This window comes from Sporosarcina ureae (assembly GCF_029267015.1).
Taxonomy (GTDB): domain Bacteria; phylum Bacillota; class Bacilli; order Bacillales_A; family Planococcaceae; genus Sporosarcina; species Sporosarcina ureae_D.
In genome coordinates, this window is record NZ_JARIEA010000070.1 from 36,651 (window position 1) to 53,862 (window position 17,212).

Annotated in this window: 15 protein-coding genes; 14 read left to right on the forward strand and 1 reads right to left on the reverse strand. The window is 41.2% G+C overall.

What is annotated here, in order from left to right:
• Positions 1-33: 33 nt before the first annotated feature.
• From accD to Q7P97_RS11530, 5 genes are all read left to right on the forward strand, one after another.
• Entirely contained in the window at positions 34-855 is an 822-nt protein-coding gene (gene accD / locus Q7P97_RS11510) for an acetyl-CoA carboxylase, carboxyltransferase subunit beta (protein ID WP_483315715.1), read from the forward strand.
• On the forward strand, positions 852-1,805 hold the full coding sequence (locus Q7P97_RS11515) for an acetyl-CoA carboxylase carboxyltransferase subunit alpha (RefSeq protein WP_303969318.1): 954 nt from the start codon (positions 852-854) through the stop codon (positions 1,803-1,805). Before accD ends, Q7P97_RS11515 begins: the two co-directional genes overlap by 4 nt.
• A gap of 63 nt (positions 1,806-1,868) precedes the next feature.
• Positions 1,869-2,828: a 6-phosphofructokinase gene (gene pfkA, locus Q7P97_RS11520; RefSeq protein WP_303969319.1), complete on the forward strand. Its 960-nt coding sequence runs from the start codon at positions 1,869-1,871 to the stop codon at positions 2,826-2,828.
• Positions 2,829-2,866: 38 nt separating this feature from the next.
• The gene (gene pyk / locus Q7P97_RS11525) at positions 2,867-4,627 is read left to right on the forward strand and encodes a pyruvate kinase (RefSeq protein ID WP_303969320.1); all 1,761 of its coding nucleotides are present in this window, start codon (positions 2,867-2,869) and stop codon (positions 4,625-4,627) included.
• 55 nt (positions 4,628-4,682) lie between these two features.
• On the forward strand, positions 4,683-5,066 hold the full coding sequence (locus Q7P97_RS11530) for an FxsA family protein (protein WP_303969321.1): 384 nt from the start codon (positions 4,683-4,685) through the stop codon (positions 5,064-5,066).
• Here Q7P97_RS11530 and Q7P97_RS11535 read toward each other — a convergent pair.
• A complete protein-coding gene (locus Q7P97_RS11535) occupies positions 5,059-6,162 on the reverse strand; it encodes an AI-2E family transporter (RefSeq protein WP_303969322.1) in 1,104 nt (367 codons plus the stop codon). The two genes, Q7P97_RS11530 and Q7P97_RS11535, sit on opposite strands and share 8 nt — an antisense overlap.
• Before the next feature lie 45 nt (positions 6,163-6,207).
• On the opposite strand from Q7P97_RS11535, the gene citZ reads away from it, so the two are divergent.
• The 9 genes from citZ to polA all read left to right on the forward strand — a co-directional run bounded on the left by citZ (position 6,208) and on the right by polA (position 17,204).
• Complete coding sequence (gene citZ / locus Q7P97_RS11540; protein ID WP_085426545.1) at positions 6,208-7,323, forward strand: citrate synthase; 1,116 nt, start codon at positions 6,208-6,210, stop codon at positions 7,321-7,323.
• Positions 7,324-7,394: 71 nt separating this feature from the next.
• Positions 7,395-8,663, forward strand: coding sequence for an NADP-dependent isocitrate dehydrogenase (gene icd / locus Q7P97_RS11545; protein WP_085426544.1), 1,269 nt, complete (start codon positions 7,395-7,397; stop codon positions 8,661-8,663).
• 69 nt (positions 8,664-8,732) lie between these two features.
• A complete protein-coding gene (mdh, locus tag Q7P97_RS11550; protein ID WP_303969323.1) occupies positions 8,733-9,671 on the forward strand; it encodes a malate dehydrogenase in 939 nt (312 codons plus the stop codon).
• 148 nt (positions 9,672-9,819) lie between these two features.
• Positions 9,820-10,305: a MaoC/PaaZ C-terminal domain-containing protein gene (locus tag Q7P97_RS11555; protein ID WP_303969324.1), complete on the forward strand. Its 486-nt coding sequence runs from the start codon at positions 9,820-9,822 to the stop codon at positions 10,303-10,305.
• Complete coding sequence (locus Q7P97_RS11560) at positions 10,295-10,996, forward strand: response regulator transcription factor (protein WP_303969325.1); 702 nt, start codon at positions 10,295-10,297, stop codon at positions 10,994-10,996. Before Q7P97_RS11555 ends, Q7P97_RS11560 begins: the two co-directional genes overlap by 11 nt.
• Complete coding sequence (gene pnpS, locus Q7P97_RS11565; protein WP_303969326.1) at positions 10,997-12,412, forward strand: two-component system histidine kinase PnpS; 1,416 nt, start codon at positions 10,997-10,999, stop codon at positions 12,410-12,412.
• A gap of 69 nt (positions 12,413-12,481) precedes the next feature.
• On the forward strand, positions 12,482-13,459 hold the full coding sequence (gene hflK / locus Q7P97_RS11570; protein ID WP_303969327.1) for an FtsH protease activity modulator HflK: 978 nt from the start codon (positions 12,482-12,484) through the stop codon (positions 13,457-13,459).
• Positions 13,456-14,481, forward strand: a complete 1,026-nt coding sequence (hflC, locus tag Q7P97_RS11575; RefSeq protein WP_303969328.1) for a protease modulator HflC — start codon at positions 13,456-13,458, stop codon at positions 14,479-14,481. Before hflK ends, hflC begins: the two co-directional genes overlap by 4 nt.
• Before the next feature lie 98 nt (positions 14,482-14,579).
• Positions 14,580-17,204, forward strand: a complete 2,625-nt coding sequence (gene polA / locus Q7P97_RS11580; RefSeq protein ID WP_303969329.1) for a DNA polymerase I — start codon at positions 14,580-14,582, stop codon at positions 17,202-17,204.
• The last annotated feature ends 8 nt before the right edge of the window (positions 17,205-17,212 follow it).

Below are 17,212 nucleotides of genomic sequence, written 5' to 3' on the forward strand. Positions count from 1 at the left end.
TTTAAAAAGAAACCAAAAGTTGACCAACATACAATGCCGTCTGCTCAAAGTAAAGCAGATGTACCAGAAGGAATTATGACAAAATGTCCGGAGTGTAAGCATGTGATTTTGACAAAGGACTTGCTGAAGAATGGTAAAGTTTGCCCTTCTTGTCAGCATCATTATAAAATGACGGCACAAGAACGAATCGATCACTTATTTGACGAAGGCAGCTTTGAATCAATGGATAATCACTTAAAGACAGAGAATCCGCTAAACTTCCCTGCTTATACAGAAAAAGTTGAAAAAGACGCATTAGCAACTGGACTAAACGAAGCTGTGCTTACTGGTGTCGGAACCATTCATGAGAACCGAGTCGCAGTTGCCGTGATGGATGCACATTTTCGTATGGGTTCCATGGGTTCGGTAGTTGGGGAAAAGATCACAAGAGCTGTAGAGAAAGCTACTGAATTAGGAATTCCTATGTTGATCTTCTCGGCAAGTGGCGGTGCCCGTATGCAAGAAGGCGTCATTAGTCTAATGCAAATGGCTAAAGTAAGTGTAGCTCTTGAAAGACATGCCAACAAAGGCTTATTGTATATTTCCATTATGACATACCCGACGACAGGTGGCGTATCGGCTAGTTTCGCTTCAGTTGGTGATATCAACTTGGCAGAGCCGAAAGCTCTAATAGGATTTGCGGGACGGCGCGTAATTGAACAAACAGTACGTGAAAAACTGCCGGAAGATTTCCAGACAGCAGAGTTTTTATTGAATCACGGGCAATTGGATGCGGTAGTTCATCGCAATGAAATGCCAGAAGTGATGAATAAAATCCTGAGCCTTCACGCACGGAAGGAGATCGAAATTGTATGAGTAAAACACTCGCATTTGAAGAACCTATCGTAAAATTGCGTGAAAAAATCAATGAATTAGAAGAGTATACAGCAATGAATGATGTAGATCTTTCTTCTGAAATCATCAATCTGAAAAACCGCTTGTCGAAATTAGAAAAAGATATCTATGAAGGCATGGAGCCGTGGGATCGTGTACAAGTAGCTCGGCATCCGGAAAGACCTACAACGAAAGATTATATTACTCGTTTGTTTGAAGACTTCCTTGAGTTTCATGGCGACCGCAACTTTGGAGATGACGAAGCCATAATAGGCGGAATTGCTTCATTTGAAGAAACGCCTATTACAATTATCGGACATCAGCGCGGTAAAGATACGAAAGAAAATGTTAAACGCAACTTCGGTATGCCACATCCTGAAGGGTACCGTAAAGCACTCCGTCTGATGAAACAAGCGGAAAAGTTCAATCGTCCTATTATCTGTTTCATTGATACTAAAGGTGCGTATCCTGGTAAGGCGGCGGAAGAACGTGGACAAAGTGAAGCGATCGCCCGCAACCTCGTTGAAATGGCAGGCTTGAAAGTTCCTGTAATCTCCATCGTTATTGGAGAAGGAGGCAGTGGGGGTGCGTTGGCTCTAGGAGTTGCAAATCATATCCATATGCTTGAAAACTCCACATACTCGGTTATTTCACCTGAAGGCGCAGCTTCTATCTTGTGGAAGGATCCATCACTTGCTAAACAGGCGGCGGAAGCGATGAAAATCACTGCACCTGATTTGAAAGATATGAACATCATTGATGAAATCATTCCCGAAGTACTTGGTGGTGCACATCGTGATGCTAATAAACAGGCTATTGAGATCCGTTGTACTATACGTAGATCATTAAAGGAATTATGCGATTTATCATCAGAAGAGTTGATTGATAACCGATACAATAAATTCCGGAGTATTGGCGTGTTTTCGGAATAAAAGATGCGGGCAACCGCGTCTTTTGCTCGTACATACAAGTAATGATTAAAGGATGGGATCGACATGAAAAAAATTGCGGTCTTAACAAGTGGTGGCGACGCACCGGGAATGAATGCGGCAATTCGTTCTGTAGTCAGAAAAGCGATCTATGAAGGATTGGAAGTTTCTGGCGTGTTCAATGGCTATCAAGGGTTGATTGATGGCAAAATAGAGCAATTCCAGCTTGGCTCTGTTGGAGATATTATTCAGCGCGGTGGAACCGTACTGCGATCCGCTAGATGCCCGGAGTTTATGACAGAAGAAGGTCGTGCAAAAGCTCTGGCACAAATCAAGCTCCATGCGATTGATGGAGTGGTAGTCATTGGTGGGGACGGGTCATTTAGAGGAGCGAACGAATTAGTTAAAATGGGTGTTCCGTGTGCTTGTGTACCTGCTACGATTGATAATGACATACCCGGTACAGAATTTACGATTGGGTTCGATACCGCACTAAACACGGTCGTTGAAGCAATCGATAAAATCAGGGATACTGCAACATCCCACGAACGTTCATTTATTATTGAAGTAATGGGTCGTGACGCAGGAGATTTAGCATTATGGGCAGGGCTAGGCGGCGGTGCCGAATCCATCATATTACCCGAGAAGCCGTTTGACGCAGATTCCATTGTCAAGCGCATCAAGCGAAGTACAAGCCGCGGGAAAAAACACAGTATTATCGTACTGGCTGAAGGTATAATGTCTGCTACACAGTTGGCAGATATTTTGAAAGAAGAAGCGGGAGTCGAAACCCGAGTGTCTATTTTAGGACATATGCAACGCGGTGGTTCACCATCCGCGCGTGACCGGGTAATTGCCAGTCAATACGGAGCCAGAGCGGTTGAAACATTATTGTCCGGAAAAACAAGTTCTGCTGTTGGAATGAGAAATCATAAAGTGGTAGACTATAATTTAGAAGAAGTCTTTATTAAACAAGAAAAGTTGGACTTGTCATTATTAGAATTGGCAGAAACACTATCCATCTAATTAGTCAGAGTCGACATGACGCAGAGGAGCGATAAGTAGTGAGAAAGACAAAAATCGTGTGTACAATCGGTCCAGCAAGTGAATCTTACGAAGGATTGCTAGAACTGATTGACGCAGGGATGAACGTTGCACGCCTGAACTTCTCCCACGGCACCCAAGAAGAGCATAGAATACGTATTGAAAGAATTCGCAAAGCGGCAGCTGAAAAAGAAAAAGTAGTTGGAATCTTGCTCGATACAAAAGGTCCTGAAATTCGAACGCATAAAATGACAGAAGGCCAAATCGAGTTAGTAAGAGGACAAGCAGTAGATATCTCAATGCAAGAAGTACTCGGTACTGCAAAAACATTTTCCGTTACGTACGAACAGTTAATTCATGACGTCGATCGCGGTTCATTCGTGCTTTTAGATGATGGCTTGATTGAACTTGAAGTAACAGGCAAAGATATCGAAAAAGGATTAATTCATACAAAAGTAATTAACGCAGGTCCTTTAAAAGATAATAAAGGTGTCAACGTTCCGAATGTATCTGTGCAATTGCCAGGAATTACGGATAAAGATAAAGAGGATATCCTTTTCGGTATTGAACAGGGCGTTGATTTTATCGCAGCTTCTTTCGTACGTCGTGCATCTGATGTTATTCAAATCCGTGAATTACTTGAAAATAATAATGGCGGACATATTCATATCGTACCAAAGATTGAAAATCAGGAAGGCGTAGACAATCTAGACGAAATTCTTCAATTGTCTGATGGCCTGATGGTTGCGCGTGGAGATCTAGGAGTAGAAATTCCCGCTGAAGAAGTTCCTTTGGTACAAAAAATGATGATCCGTAAATGTAACCAGTATGGTAAACCTGTTATCACAGCGACGCAAATGCTGGATTCCATGCAAAGAAACCCACGTCCTACACGTGCTGAAGCAAGTGATGTAGCCAACGCGATTTTGGACGGTTCAGATGCTGTTATGCTTTCGGGTGAAACGGCTGCTGGAATGTACCCGGTCGAATCTGTAAAAGTAATGTGCAAAATTGCTTTGTCTACTGAAGAATCCATGGACTTCCATTCTGTCGTTTCCACAAGAACAAGAGAAAAAGAAGGGAATCTAACAGAGGCGATTGGACAAGCTGCTTCTTATACAGCTCTTAACTTGAATGTTAAAGCGATTTTGGCACCAACGGAAAGTGGTCAAACTGCAACAATGATCGCGAAATACCGTCCTGGTGTTCCTATTATTGCGGTAACACGTTCAGAAGTGATTTCCAATAAACTGACACTTGTTTGGGGTGTTTATCCAATCGTTGGAAAGAAAGCACTCGACATCGACGGTATTCTTCAGGAATCAGTCGAAGAAAGTGTTAAACACCAATATGTTACTCATGGCGATGTAGTGATCATCACTGCGGGTGTACCAGTCGGTAAAGCAGGCACAACCAACTTGATGAAATTACACGTTATCGGGGATTTAATTGGTCGCGGCCAAGGTATCGGCAAAAACGTTGCCTTCGGTAAAGCGAAGATTATCAAGAATTCACAGGAAGCATTAACACAAATCAAAGATGGTGACATCATTGTCACGCATTCTACAGACCGTGATATGTTTGCTGCTCTTGAGCGATGCGCAGGCATCATCACCGAAACAGGAGGACTCACTAGCCATGCAGCAGTTGTTGGTTTAAGTCTAGGTATACCTGTAATCGTTGGTGCTGAAAACATTACATCGGTTATTAAAAATGGCAGTGACATTACAATGGATGCAGCGAGCGGTGTAATCTACAACGGTCACGCAAAAGTATTGTAAAAATATATAGACCGCTTCTCGTAAAGAGAGAGCGGTCTTTTTTGGAGGTTCCTATATGAAATGGTTAATAGCGTTATTCATCATTGTGCCAACGTCAGAACTGGCATTATTAATGTTTTCAGGTAAAACACTTGGGATCATGCCGACAATTTTAATTATTATCGCGACCGGTATCGGCGGTGCTTACCTAGCCAAGAAACAAGGTCTACGTGCATGGCGCGATTTACAGTTTCGCATGGCCAACAGAGAAACGCCTGGTAAAGCGCTAGTCGACAGTGTGTGTATTTTACTAGGTGGATTATTATTATTAATGCCGGGCTTCATTACAGATATTGTAGGACTATTATTATTGTTCAGTGGTCCACGTAAAATTTTGTATCCGTTTATCGTCAAATGGATTTACAATAAAATACGTAATGGTCAAATCCGAGTTATGTAAATGTCGGATGTTCTTTAACTTTTAATGCGATAAATAAGAAAAAGGGTAAAAACATGATACCGTACAACCCGAATAAATACACTGCACAAGCGGTAATAATGAAAGAGTGTACGGTTCGTAATTTAAACGCGTGTGCCCAAAGAAGGGATTCAACCATCTGTCGGCTGACGAGTAGTACGATATATAGGACCAATAAGCCGATCGCGATGTGTATATCGTCAATATAGAAAGAAAACGCAATCATCGGAAGAAATACTAGTCCTATTCCCAGGAACGGAATGCTGTCAACTAACGATATCAAGAATGCTTTTGTTAGAAATGATTCAAAATCAAGTAGCCAAAAACCGATCGCCATCAGTGTAAAGGTCATGAAGAATAAGCGGATTTGGACCGAGAAGAAATGCCCCATCAAACGGCTTGACCTATCAAAAATCTTGCGTGCTACCTGTCTGAAGTTTTTAGGGAAGTAAACTAAAAACCAAAAGCGATTGGTGGCACTTTCTCGTAAAGCGAAAAAGTACGCGATAATAAATAAAAATGTACTGAAAATTTGCTGAAACGTCTTTTGCAGTAAACTAATGATCCCTTCCATTGCCTCATGACTTAATTGAATAAATTGTTCTGCGGCGGCATGTAAATTCCAGCCTTTGCTATCCATCATTTCGATAATTACACCTAATTGATCTTCCATTGTCCATATGACAGAAATCAATCCGTTGATTGATAGAAATAGAAAGGTGTATACTAAAGAGGCAAGCACCACCATTATGAATAAAGCAGCTAGAAAAGCCGGCAGTTTTGTAAGCGCAATTAAAGAATTCATAAGCGGAGCAGTGAAGAAAGCGAAAACTATCGCAAACCCTATAGGTGGGATCACGATGAGAAAAATCACGATTAATATAGCCGGCAACCATTGACGGGCATAGGTTTGGAAGCGCTTGGAGTCGATGGATATCATGCGGATTTGTCCATTCCTTTCGGGTAATAATAAATAAAAAACATCTTTACCATTCACAAAACCGTTAAAGTTGCTTATAATGGTCTTTGTAAGCGTTTTAGATAAAAATATAATTAGCAGATGGTCATCGTTCTGCACTCCGCTTCAGGGAGATGACCAAACTGGGAAGAAGGAGCGAATATCATGACAGCAACAAAAGGTTTGGAAGGTATCGTGGCAGCACAAACTCAAATCAGTTCCATTATCGATGACACTCTTACATACGTAGGATACGGCATCGATGATTTGGCAGAAAATGCTAGTTTTGAAGAAGTAGTTTACTTGCTTTGGCACAAACGTTTGCCAAATGAAAAGGAACTTGCTGAATTGAAGCAGCAGTTAGAAGATAACGCAGAAATTCCACAAGGGGTTCTTGATCACTTCAAAACGTACCCAATCGACAAAGTGCATCCAATGGCAGCACTTCGTACAGCAATCTCGCTTCTAGGATTATACGATGAAAAAGCGGAAGATATGTCACCAGAAGAAAACTACAAGAAAGCAGTTAAGCTTCAGGCTAAAGTTGCAACAGTAGTTACTGCATTCGCACGTATCAGAAAAGGACAAGAGCCAGTAGCACCTAAAAAAGGTTTAAGCTATGCGGCAAACTTCCTTTACATGCTTTCTGGGGAAGAGCCTGCTGATATCGCTGAAGAAGCATTCAACAAAGCACTTGTACTACATGCAGACCATGAGTTGAACGCATCTACGTTCACTGCGCGTGTTTGTGTAGCGACTCTATCTGATATGTATTCTGGCGTAACTGCTGCAATTGGCGCTCTTAAAGGTCCATTACACGGCGGTGCAAACGAAGCGGTTATGAATATGCTAATGGAAATCGGCGACGAAGATAAGGTCGATTCATATATTCGTGAAAAACTTGCTAACAAAGAAAAAATCATGGGCTTCGGACACCGTGTATACCGTCAAGGTGATCCACGTGCGAAGCACTTACGTGAAATGTCTAAGCGATTGACTACTCTTCGCGGTGAAGAAAAGTGGTACAATATGTCTGAACAAATCGAAGCAATTGTCACTGGAGAAAAGAAATTGCCTCCAAATGTTGATTTCTATTCCGCTTCGGTATATCATTCATTAGACATCGATCATGATATTTTCACACCTATTTTTGCAGTTTCTCGTTTTTCAGGATGGATTGCACATATCCTAGAACAATACGAAAACAACCGCTTGATTCGCCCGCGTGCAGAGTACGTTGGACCAGGCATGCAGAAGTATGTTCCAATCAATGAACGATAAAAAAAAGTAAATTCGTGGGGCGGTATCTCGTATACCGGCCCACTGATTTTGAACTCAGGAGGATATCAATAATGGCTAATGATGGAAAGATTACAGTAACTAACGGTGTTTTAAACGTCCCAGATCACGCAACGATTCCTTTCATTATAGGCGATGGCACAGGTCCGGATATTTGGCATGCAGCTTCACGCGTAATCGAAGCAGCTGTTGAAAAAGCTTATGACGGAAAAAAGAAGATTAATTGGTTAGAAGTTCTTGCAGGAGAAAAGGCATTCAACGAAACTGGTGACTGGCTTCCAAAAGAAACTCTTGACACAATTGAAGAATATCTAATTGCGATTAAAGGGCCACTTACAACGCCGATCGGTGGAGGATTCCGTTCATTGAACGTAGCACTACGTCAAGAACTAGATCTTTACACTTGCTTGCGTCCGGTTCGTTATTTCGAAGGAGTACCTTCACCCGTGAAACGTCCTGAGGATTGTGACATGGTTATTTTCCGTGAAAACACTGAAGATATCTATGCTGGGATCGAGTACCAAAAAGGTTCTGACGAAGCGAAAAAATTAGTTAACTTCCTTCAAACTGAATTAGGTGTTAAAAATATTCGTTTCCCTGAAACTTCTGGTCTTGGTATCAAACCAATTTCTGAAGAAGGTACGAAGCGTTTAGTACGTGCTGCAATGAACTATACAATTGAAGAAGGACGCAAGTCTCTAACAATTGTACACAAAGGTAACATCATGAAGTTCACAGAAGGCGCATTCGCAAGCTGGGCTTACGAGTTAGCTGAAGAAGAATTCGGCGACAAAGTATTCACTTGGAAACAATATGACCGTATTAAAGACGCTGAAGGAACAGATGCTGCGAACAAAGCACAATCTGATGCAGAAGCAGCTGGCAAAATCATCGTTAAAGATGCAATTGCTGATATCTTCTTGCAACAAATCCTTACTCGTCCAAAAGAGTTCGACGTAGTAGCTACAATGAACTTGAACGGAGACTATATTTCTGATGCACTTGCTGCACAAGTAGGCGGAATCGGAATTGCTCCGGGCGCGAACATTAACTACGAAACAGGTCATGCAATCTTTGAAGCGACTCATGGTACAGCACCTAAATATGCAGGACTGGATAAAGTTAACCCTTCATCCCTATTGCTATCTGGTACTATGATGCTTCAACACCTTGGCTGGACTGAGGCAGCTGATCTAATCACTGCTTCTATCGAAAAGTCTATCGCATCTAAAGTAGTGACATACGACTTCGCACGTCTAATGGACAATGCAGAAGAAGTAAGCACTTCTGGATTCGCTGACGAATTAATCAAAAACCTATAAGAAGTAAACGAGAGGGGGATGAAAATCCTCCTCTTTCTACTATATTGTTCTGACAAAGGAGAGTTTTGCATGTCATTGAAGCGTAAAAAAGTATCGGTTATCGGATCTGGTTTTACTGGAGCAACAACTGCATTCCTTTTAGCTCAAAAAGAATTATGTGATGTCGTCATCGTAGATATTCCAGCTATGGAAAATCCTACGAAAGGCAAAGCATTGGACATGTTGGAAGCTGGTCCGGTTCAAGGGTTTGATGCCAACATCATGGGTACATCCAATTACGAAGATACGAAAGACTCTGATGTTGTAGTAATTACTGCAGGTATTGCGCGTAAACCTGGAATGAGCCGTGACGACTTAGTACAGACAAATCAAAAAGTAATGAAATCGGTAACAGCTGAAATTGTGAAGTATTCTCCTGACACGAAAATCATCGTCTTGACGAATCCGGTTGATGCGATGACGTATACAGTCTACAAAGAATCAGGATTCCCTAAAGAACGTGTAATCGGTCAATCGGGTGTACTTGATACGGCTCGTTTCCGTACGTTTGTCGCACAGGAATTAAACCTGTCAGTAAAAGACGTGACAGGCTTCGTATTGGGTGGTCATGGAGACGATATGGTACCTCTAGTACGTTATTCTACTGCTGGTGGTGTACCATTAGAAAACTTGATCTCAGCTGGTCGTTTAGAAGAAATTGTGAATCGTACGCGTAAAGGTGGAGCTGAAATCGTCAACTTATTAGGCAATGGTTCTGCGTATTATGCGCCAGCCGCTGCGTTAGTTGAAATGACAGAAGCTATTTTGAAAGATCAAAAACGTGTATTGCCATCTATCGCATTCTTAGAAGGCGAATATGGCATGAATGGCATTTATCTAGGTGTACCGACTGTTCTAGGTGCAGGCGGTATCGAAAGGATCATAGAACTTGAATTAACTGACGATGAGAAGATTGGACTTCAAAAGTCTGCTGATTCTGTACGTACAGTAATGAGTGTTCTAGCGTAAACGTATAGGTTTAAGATCGAATGGCTATTTAGCTGTTCGATCTTTTTTCGTGTTAACTCGATTTTTGAAGAACGGATTGTTATAATTTAATTATTGAAGTAATTTTCAGCTTTTTATTGATGATTGAAGAAATAGAGGAGGAGATTATTTGTTGAAAAGCAAACGTAAGGCTATAGGAAAAGATATAACGGAGTTAGAACTAGGTGAGAGGCTACATTTGACCGAAAAGATCGAGGATAAAGATTTGATGTTGTATCTAGGATTGACAAACGATGCGAATCCGCTCTATTTACAACATGACTATGCAGCGGAGACGATATATGGACAGCCGATTGTCCCGCCTATCATGTTGACCGGAATTGTTACGGCGGCTATTTCTAAACACATGCCAGGACCAGGTGCACATATTATTAACCAACAATTGCATTTCCCTAAACCCGTCTACCACTATGCTATTGTAGAATTCGTCTTGGAAGTTACGAAGCTTGATGTTGCAATGAACCAAGTAACGATTCAAGTGGATGCAACGGATCAAGAAGGAGAGCGAGTAATGAGTGGAGAAATAGTAGTCATCGCCCCACAAAAGCTTCCTACTAAACAAAGCCAGACACAGGAACTTGCGGATGGAAACTAAACTACAAAAGATTTTGATTGTAGAAGATGAGCAATCAATTCAAAAGCTGATTGAATTTACATTGCAACAAGCAAACTTCGTAACGGTACTTGCGAATGATGGAGAAGAAGCGATAGAAAAAGTGTTGGATGAACAACCCGATTTGATTATTTTGGATTTAATGTTGCCCAAAATAGACGGATTAGAAGTGTGCCGTATGTTGAGAAAACAAGACATTGAAACACCCATCATTATGTTAACCGCCAAAGGAGAAGAAATGGATAAAATCATTGGACTTGAAATGGGAGCCGATGATTATATGACTAAACCTTTCAGTCCCCGTGAAGTGGCAGCTAGAGTACGTGCAGTTTTGAGGCGAACAGGAGAACCTAAGAATACAAAGGAAAAGAAATTGATAGCGGGTCAATTGACAGTCTATCCTGAACGTATGGAAGTCTATTTAGATAACCAACCACTCGAGTTCACGCCGAAAGAATTTGAGTTGCTCGTTTATTTTATGAAGAATCCACATCGCGTATTCACTCGAGATCAGCTACTTCAAGCTGTCTGGAATTATGACTTTGCGGGAGATACACGAATTGTTGACGTACATGTTAGTCATCTACGCGATAAAATCGAAGAAAATACGAGAAAGCCACGCTATATCAAAACAATGAGAGGCGTTGGCTACAAGTTCGGGGAGCAAAACTAGATGAAGAACTATTATACTAAACTCTTAACGGCTTCCGCAGTCATTTTATCCATTCTGTTAATTGTGCTAGGAATTATCTTAGGACAATTTTTTCATTTATTCGGAGAAAATGTAGATGCAGGCATTCAACAAACGTATTGGGTCTACTTACTGTTCACGCTCGTCCTAGTGTTTATTGTCATGATGTTCGTGTTGGCGAAGATTATTCAACAGTATGTTCAACCGATTGACCACTTCATGGATGTTGCGCACCAGTTAGCGCAAGGGAACTACTTGGCAAGAGCGAATAATGAAGACAGTGAGATGAACTACCAGCTGACGAATTCAATCAATACAGTCGCACAGAAACTACAAGGCAACTCTGCGCTTCGTGCAATGGAGCAGGAGCGCTTAAAAACATTGGTTAGTAGCATTGGCAGTAGTCTCCTGATGTTCGGCAGACATGGCGCAGTGAACTTAGTCAATCGCGTGTTTGAAGAAACTTTTCATCGTGACGGTGAAGAACTGATGGGGAAAACATTTAAAGATATAGGATTACCTTCAGATATTGAAATTGAAATTGAAAAGATTTTCTTGACGGAAGAAGTGCGTTCATTCCAATCGAAAGTATTGCTTGAGGAAGGTGTTTGTCATTTAGAAATATATGGTGCTCCTGTAATTGGTGAGAATGGTAACTGGCTCGGAATTGTGATTATTATGCATGACATTACAAAGTTAGTTCGACTTGAGCAAGTGCGCAAAGATTTTGTGGCTAATGTCTCTCATGAACTCAAAACGCCTGTTACGTCTATTAAAGGTTTTTCAGAAATGTTGCTAGACGGAGCGGTAGAAGATCCTGTTACCAAACGTGAATTCCTCGAGATCATGTATAAAGAAAGTAATCGTTTGCAATTATTGATCGAGGATTTATTGCGCTTGTCCAGCATGGAACAAGGAAGTTTTGAAATTACACGAAAACCTGTTGATTTGGTTGACGTAGTTCAGCAATCCATCAAAATTGTACAGGCAAAAGTTCAGGAAAAAGATATGCGTATCGATTTGCATATTCCACAACAGGTAATGATTCCTGCTGATCATGATCGTTTAGTGCAAGTGATGGTGAATTTATTAAATAATGCGATTGCCTATTCACAGGAAGAAACGATAGTGACAGTTTTGGTAGAAGAAGTAGAGGAGTACGTAGAAATTACGGTTCGCGATCAAGGAATAGGCATTATGCCATCAGAACTACCACGTTTATTTGAACGTTTTTACCGTGTAGATCGCGCTAGAAGTAGAGAGTCAGGCGGGACAGGGCTAGGACTGGCGATTGTTAAACACATAGTGGAAGCGCATCATGGAATCGTCACAGTAGAAAGTGAAGTCGGCGTCGGCACGGTTTTCCGCATACACTTGCCTATCCATGAACAACTGTAGTAAAGAAAGTTGAAACTTATTTGACTACTGTTCCGTACAGTAGTCATACATAGAAAAGGGGGAACAGATATGAGCACAAAAAGGATCCTAGTGACAATCGGTTTGTTTATCACTGGATTATTACTTTTGTTGATCGTCTTTACTACATGGTACACAGTTGACGAGTCTGAACAAGCTGTCGTCATTTCATTTGGACAAGCGGGTGCACCTGTCACAGACTCAGGTCTACATTTCAAATTGCCTTGGCCGATTCAAAAAACAGAAATTTTGTCCAAGGAAACGTATAGTATCCACTTCGGTTACAAGCAAGATAAATCAGGTGAAATCGTAGATAAGGAAACGAAGATGATTACAGGTGATGAGTATATCGTTCTGACCGATCTAACAGTACAATGGCGTATTGTGGATCCGAAGAAGTATTTATTTAATGCAGAAGATCCTATTGAAATCTTAAGAGATGCAGCATCTGCTTCTATTCGTTCTGTTATCGGTAGTTCCACAATCGATGCCGCGTTAACGGATGGAAAAGCTGAAATCGAAGCGAAGACACGTGATCTATTGACTAGCTTAGTAGAGAAGTATGATATCGGTGTCGCAGTGCAAGGTGTAAAATTGCAAGATGTTGAATTACCGAACGCAGAAGTACGTGCGGCATTTACTGCTGTAACAGATGCGCGTGAAACGAAGAATACAAAAATTAACGAAGCGAAGAAATATGAAAACCAGAGAACGAAAGAAGCTATTGGTGAACGTGATGCGATCAAATCACAAGCACAAGGGAAAAAGACTGCGCGTATTGAACAAGCACGTGGTGATGTAGCGGTATTCACTGATTTGTATAATGAATATGCAAAAAGTAAAGACATCACACGCGAGCGTCTGATTCTAGAGACATTGGAGCAAGTTCTTCCTAAAGCAAACCTTTACATCATGAACGATAGCGGAGAAACGATGAAGTATTTACCACTCCAGCAATTGCAAAAAGATCAGCCGCCGGTTACTGAAGAAAAGAATACGTCAGCTGAAAAAGGAGGGAAAGCTTCATGAGTAACGAACAAAACCCTTTCAAGAAGATAGAAGAAGCCCTCAAAAAGATGGGGGAAACCGATCAAAAAAGAAGTGCGCAGAAGCCGGGACCGGAATCAGATCCTAAAGTAACGCAAATGCGACCGAAAAAAGCGTTTGATATGAAAAAATATACGAAACTCATTATAACGCTAACAGTAGTTTTTGCGATTCTCGTTATTCTGTTATCCAATTTATTTATCGTAAAAGAGAATGAGTACCGTGTCGTCCGTCAGTTTGGTGAGATTACTCGGATTATCGAAAAACCTGGTATCAATATGAAAATACCATTCATTCAAAGTGTTAGTACATTGCCGAAAAACCGCATGACTTCTAACGTGTCAGAAGCAGAAATCAATACAAAAGATAAGAAGCGGATCATCATTGATAATTATGCAGTATGGCATATTACAGATCCAGCAAAAATGATTTCGAACGCACGTAATATCGTCAATGCGGAAGCGAGAATGGAAGAGTTTATTTACTCTGTTGTCCGAAATGAAATGGGACGTCTAGATTACGTCAATGTTGTCAATGACGAAGATTCCTCTCGTGGAAGTTTGAATGACGATGTCACAGCTAAAGTAAATAAATTCTTGGATGATGGCAACTACGGAATTAAAGTAGTGGATGTCCGTATGAAGCGCATCGACTTACCGGAAGAAAACGAACAATCGATCTACACACGTATGATATCAGAACGTGATTCGACTGCTCAATCATACCTATCAGAAGGGGATGCAGAGAAGCAGAAGATTGAAGCAGAAACAGATCGTGAAGTGCAAGAGATGCTAGCAAAAGCAAAAAAAGAAGCAGCAATCGTAACTGCGCAAGGTGAGGCAGAAGCTGCAAAAATCTATAACAACGCGTATGCAAAAGATCCTGAGTTCTATAAACTGTATAGAACACTTCAGTCTTATACAAAAGTCGTGAATGATGAAACGATGATCATTCTTCCGGCAGATTCACCGTATGCTAAGCTATTAACGGGCAATATGGAGTAATCATAAGTGCGTCATTTTCATTAGAGTTGCCAAACGTGGTAAACTAGATGAAAATGACGTTTTTTTATAGTGACAAACATAAAGGAGTGGGATGAATTTTGACAAAACAGAAAGTCGTCTTATTGGATGGAAACAGCTTAGCGTACCGTGCATTCTTTGCTTTGCCTTTATTAACGAATGAAAAAGGTGTTCATACAAATGCGGTATACGGTTTTACGATGATGTTGGAGACCATCTTAGCCAATGAAGAACCGACGCATGTGATTGTGGCGTGGGATGCAGGGAAAACGACATTCCGCCACAGTACGTATACGGAATATAAAGGTGGACGTCAAAAAACCCCGCCAGAGTTATCGGAACAATTCCCGTACATTCGTAAACTCATTGAAGCATTCGGAATTACGCAATATGAACTTGATTTGTATGAAGCGGACGATATTATCGGTACATTGAGCAGGGAGTGCAGTGACGCAGAAGCAGAAGTTGTCATCATCTCAGGTGATAAAGACTTAACGCAACTTGCGAATGATCAGACGACAGTATGTATTACAAGAAAAGGTATTACCGATCTGGAAAAATACACACCAGCGCATATCGAAGAAAAATACGGTATTGCACCGTTACAAATCATCGATATGAAAGGTTTGATGGGCGATGCATCTGATAATATCCCCGGCGTGCCTGGAATTGGTGAAAAGACGGCATTGAAATTATTGAAGGAATACGGTTCCGTCGAAAAAGTCTATGAATCGATCGATCAAATCACGGCAAAGAAAATGAAAGAAAATCTTGTGAATAATAAAGAACAAGCATTCATGAGTAAAGAACTTGCGACGATTGAAGTGCATGCGCCGATTACGGTGTCATTGAACGATTTGGACTATGCGGGTCCTAACGAAGAAGAAGTTATCCAGCTATATAAAGAGTTACAATTTAAATCGTTACTTGAAAAGATGGATGCACCTATCGAAGTTCAACCACTAGAAGAAATTGCCATACACACTGTAGAAGAAATTACTTCAGCGATGCTGACGGATACGATGTCTCTACATGTCGAAATAGATGGAGATAATTATTTATCCGAAGACATTTTAGGTATTGGACTATCGAATGAAACAGATACGTACTTTATTTCTATAGAATTAGCTACATCCTCTGAACTCTTTAAGAACTGGATTTCTGATCATGCTACTCGTAAATACGTTTCGGACTCTAAATCAGCCTATGCAGCGATTGCGCGACTCGGCATGGAACTAAACGGTGCAGAATTCGATCTCATGCTGGCGGCATACATCGTCAATCCTTCATTTTCAACGAATGAAGTCTCTGAAATCGCACGTTCATTTGGCTACCATGGTGTAGAAAGCGATGAAGCGGTCTATGGGAAAGGCGCTAAACGGACTGTACCGGCAACTGAACAACTTGCCAACCATACCGCGCGAAAAGCACATGCAGTATGGGAACTGTACCCAATCGTCACAAAACAGTTAGAGGACAATGAACAGCAAGACTTGTTCCATGACTTGGAACTACCTTTGGCAAAGATCCTAGGTAAAATGGAAGTAACCGGTGTGAAAACGGATGTGGATGTGCTAGCAACGATTGGAGAACAGCTATCGGAACGTCTCGCAGTCATTGAGAAGACGATTTACGAAATGGCTGGTGAGAAATTCAATATTAACTCGCCTAAACAGCTGGGCGTTATTCTGTTTGAGAAAATCGGTCTAACTCCGATCAAGAAAACAAAGACAGGTTATTCAACAGCTGCGGATGTGCTAGAGAAGCTTGAAAGTGAACATGAAATTATTCAACATATTTTATTATATCGACAGCTTGGTAAATTAAATTCAACATACATTGAAGGACTAACGAAAGAGATTCATGAAGATGGTAAGATCCATACACGATTCCAACAAGCTTTAACACAGACGGGAAGATTGAGCTCAATCAATCCGAACTTGCAGAATATCCCGATCCGTTTAGAAGAAGGGCGTAAAATACGAGCGGCATTCATTCCATCTGAAACAGAATGGATTATGTTTGCGGCCGACTATTCACAAATTGAATTGCGTGTACTTGCACATATTTCGCAAGATGAAAAATTAATTGAAGCATTCCGGCAGGGTGCGGATATTCATACGAAAACCGCAATGGATGTTTTTGGTGTGAAGCAAGAAGAAGTCGATAGCAATATGCGTCGCGCAGCAAAAGCTGTCAACTTTGGTATCGTCTATGGAATCAGTGATTATGGATTATCGCAAAGTTTAAATATTACCCGTAAAGAAGCAGGGGAATTTATCGATACGTATTTAGCGAGTTTCCCAGGCGTCAAGCAATATATGGATGACAGTATTACGGATGCGAAGCTAAAAGGCTATGTAACGACACTGTTGAAACGCAGACGGTATTTACCGGATATTACAAGTTCCAATTTCAACTTGCGGGGCTTTGCTGAACGTACAGCGATGAACACGCCTATTCAAGGGACTGCAGCAGACATCATAAAGCAAGCGATGATTGATATGGATGCCAGACTCGAAAAAGAAAATATGCAAGCACGAATGCTGCTACAAGTGCATGATGAATTAATCTTTGAAGCACCTTTGGACGAACTAGAAAAATTAAAAGAAATCGTACCGGAAGTCATGGAACAAACAATCCAACTCGACGTTCCATTAAAAGTCGATTGGAATTATGGGAAGTCTTGGTACGAAACGAAGTGAGTGGATAT